This is a genomic window from Novosphingobium guangzhouense (genome assembly GCF_002896965.1).
GTDB classification, from domain to species: Bacteria; Pseudomonadota; Alphaproteobacteria; order Sphingomonadales; family Sphingomonadaceae; genus Novosphingobium; species Novosphingobium guangzhouense.
The window spans coordinates 252724-266252 of record NZ_LYMM01000029.1; the positions used below are offsets into that span (position 1 = coordinate 252724).

The following is a 13529-nucleotide window of genomic DNA, read 5'->3' on the forward strand; positions in this document are numbered from 1 at the left end:
CCCCTGGTTGTCGGCGGCGGTCAGTCAATGACTGACCGCCAGCTTCTTACCGGCCTTGCGGCGCGGGTTTGGCGGGGGTTGCGCCGGCGGCAGACGCAGTGGGCTGGTAGCCGCAGATACGGGCCATGACGCTCAGCATCTCGCTGGGATTGTCGCGGCTGATCTTGCCCGGATTCTCGGCGATCACCTTGTCCATCGATTCGGTGATCTTGCCGAGCGAATTGTCGTACAGACAGCCGACAAGTGCGCCCTTGACCGGTTCCTCCACCTTTTCCGACTGCAACCCGCTGATGAGCACCTTGAGGTAGAGCATCGCGTGTTGCGCCTGCGAATCGCCGCCCGCAGGCGCTGCGGCGGCAGGCTTGGCCGCGCTCTTGGCCGCAGCAGCCTTGGCGGCAGCGGCATGAGCGACAGAGGAAGTTCCCGCGATCGCCAGAGCGGCGGTCGCGACGGTCAGGGCGAGCTTGTTCATCAATCTGCCTTCTTCACGTAAGTCTTTTCGTAGACGTCCACGATGATGCGCGTGCCGCTTTCGATGTGCGGCGGCACCATCACGCGCACGCCGTTATCGAGAACGGCGGGCTTGTAGCTGGACGAGGCGGTCTGCCCCTTCACCACGGCGTCGGCTTCGACGATCGTGGCCTCGACCTGCTCGGGGAGCTGGACCGAGATCGGGCGTTCTTCCCACATTTCGAGAAGAACCTGCATCCCGTCCTGCAGGAACGCGGCAGCGTCACCCAGCAGGTCGGCGGGAAGCGTGATCTGTTCGTAAGTCTCGATATCCATGAAGACCAGATCGTCGCCCTCGGCGTAGAGGAACTGGAAGTCCTTGGTGTCGAGACGCACGCGCTCGACAGTGTCGGCGCTGCGGAAACGCACGTTGGTCTTGCGGCCGTCGATCAGGTTTTTCATCTCGACCTGCATGAAGGCGCCGCCCTTGCCCGGCTGGGTATGCTGGGTCTTGGCGACCTTCCAGATGCCCTTTTCGTATTCGAGAATGTTGCCGGGACGGATATCGACGCCACTGATCTTCATGGTTTTGGCCTTCAGGATGGGAAAGAGCTTGATCGTGGGGCCACACACGGCGCAGCCCTCGAAAGGATGCGCCCTTAGACGAGGTGGCGAGGCATGGCAATTGCTTCGCGCCAATGCTAGCGCAATGCCATGAAGCGTGCCTCCCTTCCCGTCGTGCTGTTGGCGCTTGCCGCCGGCTGCGCCAGCGCAGAGCCTCCCCCGCCTCCGGTGCAGGGCGGGCTGATCTCAACCCTGCCGATCGGCACTTATTCGTGCGAAATGGCTGGAGATGCGGGCGGCCTCGTCGGCAAGCCGCTGCCGGAGTACGAATTTCACATCGTCAATGCATCTGCCTACAAGGCAGGCGGCATCCGGGGCAGCTACCTGCTCACCGGGGACTACCTCACGATGACCGGCGGCAAGCTCAAGGGCCTCAAACTTCACCGGATCAAGGACACCTATCTGCGCAAGGTGGAAGCCGATGGCAGCGACGGCGAAATGCGCTGCGTGCGCAGTTCACGCCGCTGATCGCTCCGGCGGTTTGCCCTTGAAGTAACCGCGCCCTAGCTCCTTCGGCAAACAGCCGGGAGCGGACGATGGATCTTCAATTGCAGGGCAAGGTCGCCATCGTCACCGGGGCGACCGCGAATATCGGCCGCGCCGTTGCCCTTGACCTTGCGGCAGAGGGAGCCCTTCCCGTCCTTGTCGGCCGTGATCATGACGCCGGCGCAAGGCTGGTCGCCGACTGCAGGGCACGCGGCGCCCCCGATGCGGTGTTCGTGGCGGCCGACATGCTCGACCCCGCCGCTCCGCCAAAAGTGCTGGCAGCTGCCGATACCCTCGGCCCGATCGCAGTGCTGGTGAACAACGTGGGCGGCAACGTCGATCAGGGCCTCTTTGTCGATTCCGATCCCGCGAAATGGCTGGCGGATATCGATCTCAACTTCGGTACGGTGCTGCGGATGACCCATGCCGTACTGCCCGCGATGATCGCTCGCAAGGCCGGGGCGATCGTCAATATCGGCTCTACCGCTGCGCTTGTGGGCGACTACATGCTGCCAGTCTATTCCGCCGCAAAAGGTGCCGTGCACAGCTTCACCGTCGTTCTCGCCAAGGAACTGGGCGCCCACGGCATCCGCGTCAACGCCGTCGCCCCCTACGCCACCATACCGGGCGATCCCGCCAGTCTCAGTTCAGGCAGCCGCTTCAACCCCGACACCGGCATGTTCTCAAAGGGCACCGCCAGCATCGACGAGGCAGACCGCGCCCTGCGCCAGCGCCGCACGTTCGTCGGTCGCCCTTTCGCGGTGCCTGAGGAAATGGCCGCGATGGTCACCTTCCTCGCCTCGGGCCGGGCCAGCTTCATCACCGGGCAGGTCTACCCCGTCGACGGCGGCGCCCTTCTTTGAGCCGGAGAGGACAGATGATCGACCAGACCGCGCTGCAGACCCTTCTCGACAAGGAAGCGATCCGGGAACTCGTGCTGCTATACTGCCGCGCGATCGACCGGCAGGATATCGCGCTTCTGCGCGACCTCTACACCGATGACGCTACCGACACTCATGGCGACAGCTTCGATGGTTCAGCCGAAGACTACTGCGCCTTCATCGCCCGCGCCTTTCCACATATGCCGTATTCGGGCCATCACGTATGCAATCACCTCGTCGCGGTAGATGAAGACGTGGCAAGCGGTGAAGTCTATGCTCTTGCCTACCACCTCATCCCCACCCGCGAAGGCGGGCAGGAAGAGGATTTCATGGCCGTGCGCTACATCGACAATTACCGGCGCTGTGCGGACGGTCGCTGGCGCTTTTCCCGCCGCGTCGTCACGTATGACCTGAAAATTCGTCGCCCGTTCGACGGCGGGGGGCAGCTGGGTCTGGCGGAGCGTGACCCAAGCTACGCCGAATGCCGCCAGTCCCTGTTCCAGCGCGGCGCGCGCACTTGAAGCCGATTTCCCGCACCATGGCATGCAGCCTTTTCCTGGCTGGCTCATTGTCAGGGCCGACCGGGGCGATCCGCCTCGCCGGAGGCATCCATGGCTGCGAGCGTGAAAATTGGCATTCTCAACGACATCGCTGATTTCACCGGGGAAGATCCGTCAGCCCCTGAGGGCAGCAGGCCCGTCCCTGGCGACATCACCGGCTGGATTGAGCGTGAAATCGACGCCCTGCGGCAATCTGGCCGCTTTGATGCGGATGTCGAACTGATCCACGCCTATGCTCTTGGCCTGCCGTCCGGCACGGCAGAGGCGGTGGAGCATGCCTATCGGCAACTGGCGGAATCCGGCGTCAGCCTGATCGTCGGCCCTGCGATCGGCGACAATGCGCTGGTCGCCACGCCGCTTGCCGAACAGTTGCGTATGCCCACCATCAACTGGGCCGGGGCCGAGCGAGCGCGCGGCCGGTGGATGTTCCAGCATCAGGTGGGCAGCCACGAAGACGAATCGCTTGTCATTGCCAGGCAGATGGCAAGCCTTGGCCGCAAGCGGCTTGCGGTGATCTACGACCTGTCGCCGATCGGAACGCGTCATCTCAAATACCTGGACGGCGAGGCCCGCGTCCTCGGCATGGAAATCGCGACCAAGGAGGGCATTTCGCCGCTGGCAGACGATGTCTATGATATCGCGGCGATGGTGCTGAAAGCGGCTCCCGACGGCGTGGTCTACCTTGGCCTAGGGCTCTCCGCGCCGGCAGTCTCACGCGCCCTGGACCGTGCCGGCTGGGACGGCCCGCGCATCATGAACACCGCAGGATTGCGCGGATATCACGGCGATTTCGCCCATGCCTGCAACGGCTGGCTCTACATCGACATGCATTCCGACGCCAACTCGACCCTGAAGGCGGTGATGGACCGTATGGAGGCCCCGCGCAGGCAGGCGCTGGCCGTCGCCAAGGGGCACGACATCGGTCGCCTGGTCGCCGAAGGGCTGGCGCGCGCTTCGGATTTTACGCGCGAAGGCGTTCGGGGCGGGCTTGAGCAAGTGAAATGGCTGCCCGCCGCAGAGGGGCACGAAGGCACCCTACTTGGCTTCGGCGCACATGACAGAGGCGCCCTGCACGGCCGATATCTTGTTGTGCGTCAATGGCTTGACGGCGAAACCAGAGAAGTCGCCGCCTAGCTCACCGTAAGCGCACCCAACAGGTACACAACGGCACACAGAGGGCACTCAACGTACCCTCAAGGCACGTTCAGGCGCCGACCAGTCCGCGTATCGCGCTTTCGAACAGGCCACGCCCGTCCGTGCCGCCGTGCGTCGCCTCGATCGCGCGCTCGGGGTGGGGCATCATGCCCAGCACGTTGCCCGCATCATTAAGCACGCCCGCGATCGCACGCGCCGATCCGTTGACCTCTTCGGCGTAGCGGAAGGCCACGCGGCCTTCGCCCTCAAGGCGGTTCAGCGTGTCTTCGTCGGCGAAGTAATTGCCGTCGTGATGCGCCACCGGGATGCGGACGACCTGGCCCGCTTCGTAGGCCGAGGTGAACAGCGACTGCGCGTTGACCACTTCAAGACCCACTTCGCGGCACACGAAGTTGAGCCCGGCATTGCGCAGCAGCGCGCCCGGAAGCAATCCGCTTTCGGTCAGCACCTGGAAGCCGTTGCACACGCCGAGCACCGGCACGCCCTTTTCAGCCGCCGCGATCACCGCCTGCATGATCGGCGAGCGCGATGCGATCGCGCCGCAACGCAGATAGTCGCCATAGGAAAAACCGCCCGGAACCGCGATGAAATCCAGCCCTGCGGGCAGATCGCTGTCGCCGTGCCAGACGCGGTGCGGCGCGGTGCCCGACACCTTTTCCAGCGCCACCGCCATGTCGCGGTCGCAGTTCGAGCCCGGAAAGGTGATGACGGCGGAGTTGAAGGCCATCAGGCGGCCACCTTCTCGATGCGATAGTTCTCGATCACCATGTTGGCGAGCAGCTTGCGGCACATGTCGTCAAGCGCTTCGTCGGTGGTGCTTTCGGCAACGTCCAGCTCGAACAGGCGGCCTGCGCGCACATCGTTGACGCCAGAGAAGCCGAGGCCCTCCAGCGAATGGTGGATCGCACGACCCTGCGGATCGAGGACACCGGGCTTGAGGCTGACGTGGACGCGGACTTTCATCTGGCGGGCCTTTCGCATGAGAGCGGGCAGATTCGTTGCGTGCGCCTATGACCCTTCATTGCCGCCGGGGCAAGGTTGAACGCACGACGCGAACGCGCCGTTGTAGAGAGCCTTGCGAACTGCCATCACCGGGCGATGAGCAGCGCAGGTTCCATTTCCTTCACCGATCAGGTCGCCATCGTCACCGGCGCGGGCACCGGGCTTGGCCGTGCCTATGCGCTGGAACTGGCGCGGCGCGGCGCCAAAGTCATGGTCAACGATCTGGGCGCCGCGCGGGACGGTTCGGGCAGATCCGACGCCGCGCTCAGCGTGGTGGAGGAAATCCGCGCGATCGGCGGCGAAGCCATGGCCGACGGCGGCGACGTTTCGGACTATGCGCAGATGGAGGCGATGGCCGCCCGCGTCAGGCAAGCATGGGACGGCATCCACATCCTCATCAACAATGCAGGCATCCTGCGCGACCGCACTTTCGCCCGGATGGACCCGGCCGATTTCGAACTGGTCGTGCGCGTCCACCTGCTTGGCAGCGCCTTCGCCACCAAGGCGGTGTGGGAAACCATGCGCGAACAGAACTACGGCCGCGTGCTGATGACCAGTTCGTCGACCGGGCTCGGCGGCAATTTCGGGCAGGCGAATTACGGCGCGGCCAAGGCGGGCGTGCTTGGCCTTGCCCGGACCCTGCGGCTTGAGGGCGCGAAGTACGGCATCCGCGTCAACACCATCGTCCCCACCGCCGGCACGCGCATGACCGCCGATATCTTCCCCGAAGAAGCCTACAGGGCGTTCGAACCCGGCAACGTGGTCCCCGCCGCAATGTTCCTCGTTTCACCCGATGCGCCCACCGACGCCATCCTCGCGGCCGGTGGCGGCGTGTTCCAGGGGGCATGGATCACCATGAACGACGGCGTCCTGCTACCCGAAGGCACCCGCAGCGCCGAAGACATCGCCGCCGCATGGCCGCGTATCATGGACAGGTCGGGCGACCACCCGTTCGAAACCGGTATGGACCAGGCGCATCACGCGCTGTCGATGCTGATGAAGACGCAGGGCTGACTGGCACGACGGCTGCGCCCCGTTGCGGACTTTCTGTTCACGCCCCCTTGCGGACCTGAACCTCGGCCTATTAAAAAAGTTGGGCTGGCACGGAGAGAAGCAGTGAACAAGTTTGTTTCCACTATCTTGATAACCGCTGCATGCGCTTACACAATTGTGGTTGGCTTCATCGTCTTGTTCACTATCGGCTTCTTCGGCTTTGAAGACATGGGCAAAAATCTAATCGGGCTTGCGGTGTTTGGCTTGATCACTCTGTCGCCTCTGGCGGTATGGCCTTATTGCTTGCGGAGGGCAGCCGCGTGGCGGCGAGGTGAACATCCACCGTTTTGATCCGAATAGGCGCTATGTCCGCTTCCCACCCAAATCCGCCGTCACCCTGAACTTGTTTCAGGGTCCATCAAGCCGACAGCCCGGTTCCATGATCAGCGAACCGACGGCGCGGTTTGCGGCACAACGCTCCGGCACCAACCGCCGGATGGACCCTGAAACAAGTTCAGGGTGACAATGGGGTGAAACAGAAGGCACGCTCACGACTTCAAACCTTCCAACGCCGCTTGGTCGGACCTTGTCGAACCCAGTCAGTCCTCTACCACCTTCAGCAGCTTGCGCTCCAGCGGGCTCAGCACATTCGACAGGTCATGGCCGCGCTTCAGGACCTGGCCCACTTCGCCGAACAGGGTCCACATGCCCTGTTTGCCGCGCAGCGAAGGACGCTTTTCGATCCGGGCCTGCGGGCGTTCGGCAGCGCGGCGAAAGGCGCTGAAACTGGCTGCTTCGCGCGCGAAGTCCATCGCATAGTCGCGCCACAGCCCGGCGGCGACCATGCGGCCATAGAGATCGAGGATGCGCTGAAGTTCAAGCCGGTCAAACCCGACTTGCGCCGGCTGTCCCTGCCCTTGGCCCTGCCCCTGCCCCGGCCCGTTATGGCCGCCGGGAAACGGGACGACGCTGCCAGAGGTAAATCCGCCTGCCGCCATTCAGCCGCTCACCAACACAGTCACCAGCGCTCGTTTTCGCGGGCGGCGTGCTGGCGGTCTGCCATCAGTTCTTCAACCTGGGCGCGCAGCTGGGCGACTTGCTGTTCCAGATCCTCCACCCGCTGGGTGCCGCCGGTGGGTTCGCACGGTTCCTTGCAAGGGGTGCCGTAGGGCATGAATTCCTTGGCCCAGGTCTCTGCCTTGACCAGCGTGGACCGGGCCTTGAGGCCGATCATGGTCGCGCCTTCGGGCACGTCCTCTGTCACGACCGCGCTGGCGCCGATGCGGGCGCGCTTGCCGATGGTAACGGGGCCGATGATTTGCGCCCCCGAACCGACGATCACGTTGTCCAGCAGGGTCGGATGGCGTTTGCCGCCCACGCCGTTGGTGGGGTTCGATCCGCCCAGCGTCACGCACTGATAGATCGTCACGTTGTCGCCGATCACCGCCGTCTCGCCGATCACGGTAAAGCCGTGGTCGATGAAGAAGTTGCGGCCGATCTTTGCACCCGGATGAATGTCGATCGCGGTCAGGAAGCGCGCAAGGTGGTTCACCACGCGAGCGAGGAAGAACAGGTCGGCTTCGAACAGGGCATGCGCGATACGGTGCCAGAACAGCGCCCATACGCCCGGATAAAGCAGCACTTCCCAGCGCGAACGCGGCGCAGGATCGCGTGCGACCACAGAGTCCAGATAGCGGATGATATTACCCAGCATTGCCGGAAATTCCCATCAATCGTTCGGCTTTGCAACTTTCATCGCAAACCCGCCCTCACATGTTTGTTCAGCCGCCGCCTTTAGTCTCTTCCAGCGCATCGCGCCAGATGGCCATGGTGGGGGCCGTCTTGCGCTCCAGACTGAGCCGGTCGATCGCGGCGACCAGACGTTCGACGCCCACATGGCTACGGGTACAACGCCCTGCAAGGTATTGCGTTGCCGAATGATCAAGCGCGAGCCCGCGCATCTCGGCGTGGACTTCGATCAGCGCGATCAGCATCGCATCGTCAGGCTCGCCGATCGCAAGGTCCAGAGCGGCGCCAAGGCGGGAAGACAAGTCGGGCAGGCGCACCCGCCAGCGCTCCGCGTTGCTTTCGCCCACGCCCGGCGCGAAAGGCTTGTCGGCCACGATCAGCAGCGGGCGGCCGCTTTCCTGCGCGCGGTTCCAGCGGTGGAAAAGCTCGTCCTCAGGCATGGCCTGCGCATCGTCGACTGCATCGCCCGCGCCTGATTCGACGAACCAGCGCGCCAGCAGCGACTTGCCCGATCGCGGCGGACCAGACAGAATCGCAGTGCGGAAGGGCCATTGCCCCGGCTCCATCAGGGCATCGATCGCGGGCGCGTTGGCTTCGCCCACGACAATGCGCGGCGGACTGTCGCTCGCGGCGGACAGCGGGAGGGCGATCTGTCGCATGGCAAGGAACCTAGCGGCTGATCCTGAGCGAGGTGCCCCCGCCGGAAACCTTCCACCCCTGCGCGCGCAGGGCACCGGCCAGCCGATCACCCCCGCCCGATACGGTGACCCGCATGACGGATGTGCCGCCGATGGCAAGGCTGACGGTCGCCGCCCCCTGCACGCCGGGCACGCCGCGCACCGCAGCCAGCGCGCCGTCCACGGCCATTGCATCGGGCGTTACGAACTGCACCGTAACGATCTCCGCCGGCGCGCCCGTGACATCCTCGGTGCGAATCACTGGCGTCGGCGTGGGCACGACGACCGGCGCCTCGCCGCCCTTGGGCATGAGCTTTTCGCGCAGTTCGGCAAAGGCGCGGTCCAGCGCTTCGCCACCCGCATTGATGGAGGGATCAGGGCGCAGTTGTCCTGTCGCCAGCGCATCGCGGTAGAGGCCGTCGATTCGGGTCACCGCCTGCTCGAGCATACGCGGCAGATCCTGCTCGCTGGCGGCGTCCATGGTGAAACTGCCAAGGAACGTGTTGTCCGGTCCGTAGCGGGCCGTGAACGTGCCCTTGATCGGACCGCCCGGCCACTGCCGTTCCAGCCGCGCGACGGGCATCACCACGTCGGACGCGTCAAACTGGCCCAGTACCGTGCGCCACCACAGGCGGCTGCGGCGCGACGTCTGCCCGGCGGTGAGAATCAGCGATTCGCCGCCCGACCCGGTCGGCCGCACGTAATCGACGGGACTGGCGGCCGCCTGAAATTCCGCCCAGGCGCGCTGCCACGGCCCGCGCACTTCGAATACTTGCCTGACGCCGCCCGAATCGAGCACCGGGATCAGCAGCAGCGGTGCCGAGCGCGGACCGGTGCCCGCCCCTGCCCCGACGAACTGCCCCGCCTTGGCCTTGTCGAAGATGACGCCGAGCGTCGCGATATAGCGCTTAGGGCCGACCTGTTCGTGACCAATGACCACGGAAGTCACCATGGCATCGATCGATTCTGTCGGCATGTCCGGGCCGCCCAGCTTCTTCCAGGCTTCCTTTTCCGCCAGTTTCCAGCCGTCGATCCGCGCCTGAGCGCCGGTCTTCGCGGTCACGTCGACCGTGATGCCGTTGACCTGGATGTCCTGCGAATTGGCGAGCGGAGCGATACCGCGATCGCCTTCGATCTGCGCCAGCAGCTGCACGCCGGTGATGGTTGCCACCACCAGAGCGGCCGCGCCGCCCCACCACAGGACGGCCTTTGAACCGGAACCCTTGCGGCTAACCCGCAGGCTTTTTGGGGAAATCGTGATTGCCATGTCGAAACCGGTGGCCTTGTGCCCAATCGAAGATGGAAATCCAAGTCACAAAGCGCTAGGCGCGCCCACATGTCCGACGATAACTCCCAGAAGAGCTATAGCTACGAGCAGGCCGGCGTCTCGATCGCGGCCGGTAACGCGCTGGTCAAAGCCATCGCCCCGCTCGCGAAATCCACCGCGCGTCCGGGCGCCGATGCGGAACTGGGAGGCTTCGGCGGCTTCTTCGACCCGCGCGCGGCGGGCTACAAGGACCCGCTGCTGGTCGCCGCTAACGATGGTGTCGGCACCAAGGTCAAGCTGGCGATCGACCATGATCGCCATGACCATATCGGCATCGACCTTGTCGCCATGTGCGTGAACGACCTTATCGTGCAGGGCGCGGAGCCGCTGTTCTTCCTCGACTATTTCGCAACCGGCAAGCTTGAGAACGGCGTTGCGGAGCGCGTCGTCGCAGGCATCGCCGAAGGCTGCAAGATTTCCGGCTGCGCCCTTATCGGCGGGGAAACTGCGGAAATGCCCGGCATGTACGCTGCGGGCGACTATGATCTGGCAGGCTTCTGCGTCGGCGCGGTCGAACGCGGCGAACAGCTGACCGGCGACAAGGTGGCCAGCGGCGACGTGCTGCTCGGCCTCGCCTCCTCCGGCGTCCATTCGAACGGCTATTCGCTGGTCCGCCGCCTTGCCGAAGACAAGGGCTGGAAGCTGGACCGTCCCTCGTTGTTCGATCAGGATACGCTGCTGATCGACGCGCTGATCGCGCCCACGCGCATCTACGTGAAGAGCCTGCTGCCGTTCATTCGTGCCGGACGCATTCATGCACTGGCCCACATCACCGGCGGCGGCCTGCTGGAAAACATCCCGCGCGTGCTCCCCAAGGGCCTCCATGCCCGCATCGACGCCGATGCCTGGCCCCAGCCGCGCCTGATGGCGTTCCTGCAGGCACAAGGCAACATCGAGCCCGGCGAGATGGCACGCACCTTCAACTGCGGCATCGGCATGGTGCTGGCGGTCGCGGCCGACGAAGCAGCCTCGCTCAAGGCCGACCTCGAAGCGGCCGGAGAGACCGTCTTCGTGATCGGCGCGATCGAGCCGGGCGAAAAGGGCTGCACCGTGCAGGGTTCGGCCGAGGCATGGTCCGCCCGCGAAAAGTGGGAAGCCATTCACCTTGGCTAAAGCGAAAGTCGCCGTACTGATCTCCGGCAGCGGCACCAACATGGCCGCCCTGCTCTATGCGAGCCGTGCGGCCGACTGCCCTTACGAGATCGTGCTGGTCGCGGCCAACGATCCTGAAGCCAAGGGCCTGCGCCTTGCCGAAGCCGAAGGCGTGAAGACCTTCGCGCTCAGCCACAAGGGAATGAAGCGTCCCGAACACGATACGGCGATGGACGCGGCGATTCGCGCCAGCGGCGCGCAATGGGTGGCGCTGGCAGGCTACATGCGCATCCTGACGCCGGAATTCGTGGCGGGCTGGGAAGGCCGGATGGTCAACATCCACCCTTCCCTGCTGCCCAAGTACACCGGCCTGCACACGCACGATCGTGCGATCGAGGCGGGCGACAGTCACGGCGGCGTCACCGTCCACCTTGTTACCGCAGAGCTTGATGACGGCCCCATCCTTGGCCAGACCCCGGTGGCGATCCTGCCCGGAGACACCGCGGACACTCTGGCCGCGCGCGTGCTGATCGCCGAACACCAGCTCTATTCGCGCTGCCTGGCCGACCTCGTCACTCGCGAAACGCGGCCCGAATGGCTGCTGGAGCAAGTACGCGAACGGGCTTTCGCCCTGCCCGAAGTCGAAGAGACGGTCAGCCACGGCATGGCCTGCTTCGGCGTGCTGAAAGGCAAGAAGTTCGCCTATTTCAGCGGAAACCACCATGGCGACGGACGCATCGCGCTGCTCGTCAAGATCAGCGGCGCGGATGAACAGGCGATGCTGATCGAACAGGACGAAGACCTTTACTTCCGCCCCGCCTACTTCGGGGACGGCTGGCTGGGCATCCACCTGGATCGCGGTGACAACGACTGGGAAGCCATCGCCGACTGGCTATGGCTATCCTGGCGCGCCGTGGCACCCAAGCGACTGACCGACCTGATGGACGCCGCCGGGCAGTTCTGACGCTTCAGATTTCGGTGTAATCGACCTGGGGCCGGCTTTCGCGGGTGCCGCGATAGCGCTTGTCCGGATCCTGCGGATCTCCTGCGATCAGCACATGATCGTCATGCACTTCCACGAGAGTACCCGCGAAAGGGAAGCCTTCAAGGCTGCCGTTGACGCGATAGCTGACGGTATCGCCGACCTTGAAGGTCTTTTCGTCGAAATTGAATTCGAACGGGCAAGTTTCGCCCGCATCACCCATACCTTGCATCGTTACTCTCCTCTGATGTGAAGGGTAACGCAATGAGCCTTTATGGATCAAACTGAAACTCTGCCTGCCCACAGCGCCGGACCGATACCTGCATCGGTCAGCGCTGCGCGGTTGCGGCGCGCGCCTCTGCCAGACCTGCGGACGGTGCCCTATCGGGTCGTGCCACATACGACATCAAGACTGCCGCAAGGAACGACAGGGATGCCGGAATCAGGATCGTCTTTATCATAGGCCCTGCTTACGTAAATTTACGTAAGGTAAGCATCGATTGCACAGCGCATCAAAAGAAAAAGGCCGCCGAAACCGGCGACCTCCTTCTGAATTACCAAGATTTAACCGTCAGCTTCAGCCGACGATCTCTTCCGGCTTGAAGAAGTAGGCGATCTCGATCGCTGCGTTCTCTTCCGAGTCCGAACCGTGGACCGAGTTGGCTTCGATCGATTCGGCCAGTTCCTTGCGGATGGTGCCGGCGTCGGCGTTCTCGGGGTTGGTGGCGCCCATGATGTCGCGGTTGCGCTTCACGGCGTCTTCGCCTTCAAGCACCTGCACGACGACCGGGCCCGAAATCATGAACGAAACCAGGTCGTTGAAGAACGGGCGCTCGGCGTGAACGGCGTAGAAGCCCTCAGCCTGTTCCTTGCTCATCTGGATGCGCTTGGAAGCGACGACGCGCAGGCCGGCTTCTTCAAGCATCTTGGTCACGGCGCCGGTCAGGTTGCGGCGAGTGGCGTCGGGCTTGATGATCGAAAAGGTGCGGGTAACCGCCATGGGACTGTTCCTTGGATAAGGGGCGTTATTGTTGCGCGCGCCCCTAGCCGGGAAAGTCGTGAATCGCAAGGCGGGCTTGGATAGGTACGGTCTATTCTTCCGCCTTCTTCGCCCAGCGCCCGTCTTCCTGCGCCCAATATTCCTTTTTCACGCCCTCCCGGCCGCGCAAGTCGCGCCAGACCTGACGCGCCTGCACCCGTGTCTCGTCGTCGAAAAGGTAGAACGTGCGTTCGAACGGTTCCTCGCCCTCGCACCAGACGCCATCGGCGATGACGAGGAAGCGGGCACCGTTCAGCGGATCGGGAATATCGGACAGAAGGATCGGCTGGCGCTCCTCATCCCCTTCGCCCATCTGGCCGTTGGCAAGGAAACCGTCAGGCCGGTGCGCCCAGAGCGCGGCGGAGATCCGGCCGCGCTGCTGGTCGTCGGCGGAAACCACCAGCACCCGGCCATCCATCTCGACGATCCGCCGCGCCAACAGCGGCACGACGGCATGGGCCGGGTCGCGGCTGAGTTCATAGAACATGACCTGCATCAGCCGCGCCCCGCCG

The 13529-nt window shown here is 64.3% G+C and carries 19 protein-coding genes; 8 read left to right on the top strand and 11 right to left on the bottom strand.

The genetic code is table 11. The features are described from left to right. Positions 1-46: 46 nt before the first annotated feature. Positions 47-472: a hypothetical protein gene (locus tag A8V01_RS10430; protein ID WP_103095762.1), complete on the bottom strand. Its 426-nt coding sequence runs from the start codon at positions 470-472 to the stop codon at positions 47-49. Then, positions 472-1035, bottom strand: a complete 564-nt coding sequence (efp, locus tag A8V01_RS10435) for an elongation factor P (RefSeq protein WP_103095827.1) — start codon at positions 1033-1035, stop codon at positions 472-474. The genes A8V01_RS10430 and efp overlap by 1 nt, the downstream gene beginning before the upstream one ends. Before the next feature lie 129 nt (positions 1036-1164). Here efp and A8V01_RS10440 point away from each other — a divergent pair, with 129 nt between their 5' ends. From A8V01_RS10440 to A8V01_RS10455, 4 genes are all read left to right on the top strand, one after another. Beyond that, a complete protein-coding gene (locus A8V01_RS10440; protein WP_103095763.1) occupies positions 1165-1542 on the top strand; it encodes a hypothetical protein in 378 nt (125 codons plus the stop codon). 68 nt (positions 1543-1610) lie between these two features. Then, a complete protein-coding gene (locus A8V01_RS10445) occupies positions 1611-2423 on the top strand; it encodes an SDR family NAD(P)-dependent oxidoreductase (protein ID WP_103095764.1) in 813 nt (270 codons plus the stop codon). Between the two features lie 14 nt (positions 2424-2437). After that, entirely contained in the window at positions 2438-2962 is a 525-nt protein-coding gene (locus A8V01_RS10450) for a nuclear transport factor 2 family protein (protein WP_103095765.1), read from the top strand. A gap of 90 nt (positions 2963-3052) precedes the next feature. Next, positions 3053-4135, top strand: coding sequence for an ABC transporter substrate-binding protein (locus A8V01_RS10455; protein WP_103095766.1), 1083 nt, complete (start codon positions 3053-3055; stop codon positions 4133-4135). Positions 4136-4205: 70 nt separating this feature from the next. Here the strand turns inward: A8V01_RS10455 and purQ are convergent, their stop codons facing one another. Together purQ and purS are read right to left on the bottom strand one after the other, a co-directional pair. Next, positions 4206-4883, bottom strand: a complete 678-nt coding sequence (gene purQ / locus A8V01_RS10460) for a phosphoribosylformylglycinamidine synthase subunit PurQ (protein ID WP_103095767.1) — start codon at positions 4881-4883, stop codon at positions 4206-4208. Beyond that, the gene (purS, locus tag A8V01_RS10465; protein ID WP_103095828.1) at positions 4883-5119 is read right to left on the bottom strand and encodes a phosphoribosylformylglycinamidine synthase subunit PurS; all 237 of its coding nucleotides are present in this window, start codon (positions 5117-5119) and stop codon (positions 4883-4885) included. The genes purQ and purS overlap by 1 nt, the downstream gene beginning before the upstream one ends. 135 nt (positions 5120-5254) lie before the next feature. Between purS and A8V01_RS10470 the strand changes: the two genes are divergently transcribed. Both A8V01_RS10470 and A8V01_RS28145 read left to right on the top strand, forming a co-directional pair. After that, on the top strand, positions 5255-6172 hold the full coding sequence (locus A8V01_RS10470) for an SDR family NAD(P)-dependent oxidoreductase (RefSeq protein ID WP_103095768.1): 918 nt from the start codon (positions 5255-5257) through the stop codon (positions 6170-6172). Positions 6173-6274: 102 nt separating this feature from the next. Further along, a complete protein-coding gene (locus A8V01_RS28145; protein ID WP_146037234.1) occupies positions 6275-6502 on the top strand; it encodes a hypothetical protein in 228 nt (75 codons plus the stop codon). A gap of 248 nt (positions 6503-6750) precedes the next feature. On the opposite strand, the gene A8V01_RS10475 is transcribed toward A8V01_RS28145, so the two are convergent. From A8V01_RS10475 to A8V01_RS10490, 4 genes are all read right to left on the bottom strand, one after another. Continuing rightward, positions 6751-7149 (bottom strand): DUF2794 domain-containing protein, encoded by a 399-nt coding sequence (locus A8V01_RS10475; RefSeq protein WP_103095769.1) that lies wholly within the window; start codon positions 7147-7149, stop codon positions 6751-6753. Positions 7150-7169: 20 nt separating this feature from the next. Beyond that, positions 7170-7865 carry a serine O-acetyltransferase EpsC gene (gene epsC, locus A8V01_RS10480; protein ID WP_103095770.1) on the bottom strand — a complete coding sequence of 232 codons (696 nt, stop codon included), beginning with the start codon at positions 7863-7865 and terminating at the stop codon, positions 7170-7172. 67 nt (positions 7866-7932) lie between these two features. Continuing rightward, positions 7933-8559, bottom strand: coding sequence for a P-loop NTPase family protein (locus A8V01_RS10485; RefSeq protein WP_103095771.1), 627 nt, complete (start codon positions 8557-8559; stop codon positions 7933-7935). Between the two features lie 10 nt (positions 8560-8569). Then, on the bottom strand, positions 8570-9844 hold the full coding sequence (locus tag A8V01_RS10490; protein WP_103095772.1) for a hypothetical protein: 1275 nt from the start codon (positions 9842-9844) through the stop codon (positions 8570-8572). A gap of 69 nt (positions 9845-9913) precedes the next feature. On the opposite strand from A8V01_RS10490, the gene purM reads away from it, so the two are divergent. Both purM and purN read left to right on the top strand, forming a co-directional pair. Next, entirely contained in the window at positions 9914-11017 is a 1104-nt protein-coding gene (purM, locus tag A8V01_RS10495) for a phosphoribosylformylglycinamidine cyclo-ligase (RefSeq protein ID WP_103095773.1), read from the top strand. After that, the gene (purN, locus tag A8V01_RS10500; protein WP_103095774.1) at positions 11010-11960 is read left to right on the top strand and encodes a phosphoribosylglycinamide formyltransferase; all 951 of its coding nucleotides are present in this window, start codon (positions 11010-11012) and stop codon (positions 11958-11960) included. Before purM ends, purN begins: the two co-directional genes overlap by 8 nt. A gap of 4 nt (positions 11961-11964) precedes the next feature. Here the strand turns inward: purN and A8V01_RS10505 are convergent, their stop codons facing one another. The 3 genes from A8V01_RS10505 to A8V01_RS10515 all read right to left on the bottom strand — a co-directional run bounded on the left by A8V01_RS10505 (position 11965) and on the right by A8V01_RS10515 (position 13513). After that, positions 11965-12210: a hypothetical protein gene (locus A8V01_RS10505; protein WP_103095775.1), complete on the bottom strand. Its 246-nt coding sequence runs from the start codon at positions 12208-12210 to the stop codon at positions 11965-11967. 345 nt (positions 12211-12555) lie between these two features. Continuing rightward, positions 12556-12978: a nucleoside-diphosphate kinase gene (gene ndk / locus A8V01_RS10510; protein WP_036524317.1), complete on the bottom strand. Its 423-nt coding sequence runs from the start codon at positions 12976-12978 to the stop codon at positions 12556-12558. 91 nt (positions 12979-13069) lie between these two features. Next, positions 13070-13513, bottom strand: a complete 444-nt coding sequence (locus A8V01_RS10515) for a DNA polymerase III subunit chi (protein WP_103095776.1) — start codon at positions 13511-13513, stop codon at positions 13070-13072. Between the last annotated feature and the right edge of the window lie 16 nt (positions 13514-13529).

Bases quoted from the DNA above. Each gene is read 5' to 3' on its own strand.
- A8V01_RS10430 (WP_103095762.1), bottom strand. From the start codon at position 472: ATGAACAAGCTCGCCCTGACCGTCGCGACCGCCGCTCTGGCGATCGCG.
- efp (WP_103095827.1), bottom strand. From the start codon at position 1,035: ATGAAGATCAGTGGCGTCGATATCCGTCCCGGCAACATTCTCGAATAC.
- A8V01_RS10440 (WP_103095763.1), top strand. From the start codon at position 1,165: ATGAAGCGTGCCTCCCTTCCCGTCGTGCTGTTGGCGCTTGCCGCCGGC.
- A8V01_RS10445 (WP_103095764.1), top strand. From the start codon at position 1,611: ATGGATCTTCAATTGCAGGGCAAGGTCGCCATCGTCACCGGGGCGACC.
- A8V01_RS10450 (WP_103095765.1), top strand. From the start codon at position 2,438: ATGATCGACCAGACCGCGCTGCAGACCCTTCTCGACAAGGAAGCGATC.
- A8V01_RS10455 (WP_103095766.1), top strand. From the start codon at position 3,053: ATGGCTGCGAGCGTGAAAATTGGCATTCTCAACGACATCGCTGATTTC.
- purQ (WP_103095767.1), bottom strand. From the start codon at position 4,883: ATGGCCTTCAACTCCGCCGTCATCACCTTTCCGGGCTCGAACTGCGAC.
- purS (WP_103095828.1), bottom strand. From the start codon at position 5,119: ATGAAAGTCCGCGTCCACGTCAGCCTCAAGCCCGGTGTCCTCGATCCG.
- A8V01_RS10470 (WP_103095768.1), top strand. From the start codon at position 5,255: ATGAGCAGCGCAGGTTCCATTTCCTTCACCGATCAGGTCGCCATCGTC.
- A8V01_RS10475 (WP_103095769.1), bottom strand. From the start codon at position 7,149: ATGGCGGCAGGCGGATTTACCTCTGGCAGCGTCGTCCCGTTTCCCGGC.
- epsC (WP_103095770.1), bottom strand. From the start codon at position 7,865: ATGCTGGGTAATATCATCCGCTATCTGGACTCTGTGGTCGCACGCGAT.
- A8V01_RS10485 (WP_103095771.1), bottom strand. From the start codon at position 8,559: ATGCGACAGATCGCCCTCCCGCTGTCCGCCGCGAGCGACAGTCCGCCG.
- A8V01_RS10490 (WP_103095772.1), bottom strand. From the start codon at position 9,844: ATGGCAATCACGATTTCCCCAAAAAGCCTGCGGGTTAGCCGCAAGGGT.
- purM (WP_103095773.1), top strand. From the start codon at position 9,914: ATGTCCGACGATAACTCCCAGAAGAGCTATAGCTACGAGCAGGCCGGC.
- A8V01_RS10505 (WP_103095775.1), bottom strand. From the start codon at position 12,210: ATGCAAGGTATGGGTGATGCGGGCGAAACTTGCCCGTTCGAATTCAAT.
- ndk (WP_036524317.1), bottom strand. From the start codon at position 12,978: ATGGCGGTTACCCGCACCTTTTCGATCATCAAGCCCGACGCCACTCGC.
- A8V01_RS10515 (WP_103095776.1), bottom strand. From the start codon at position 13,513: ATGCAGGTCATGTTCTATGAACTCAGCCGCGACCCGGCCCATGCCGTC.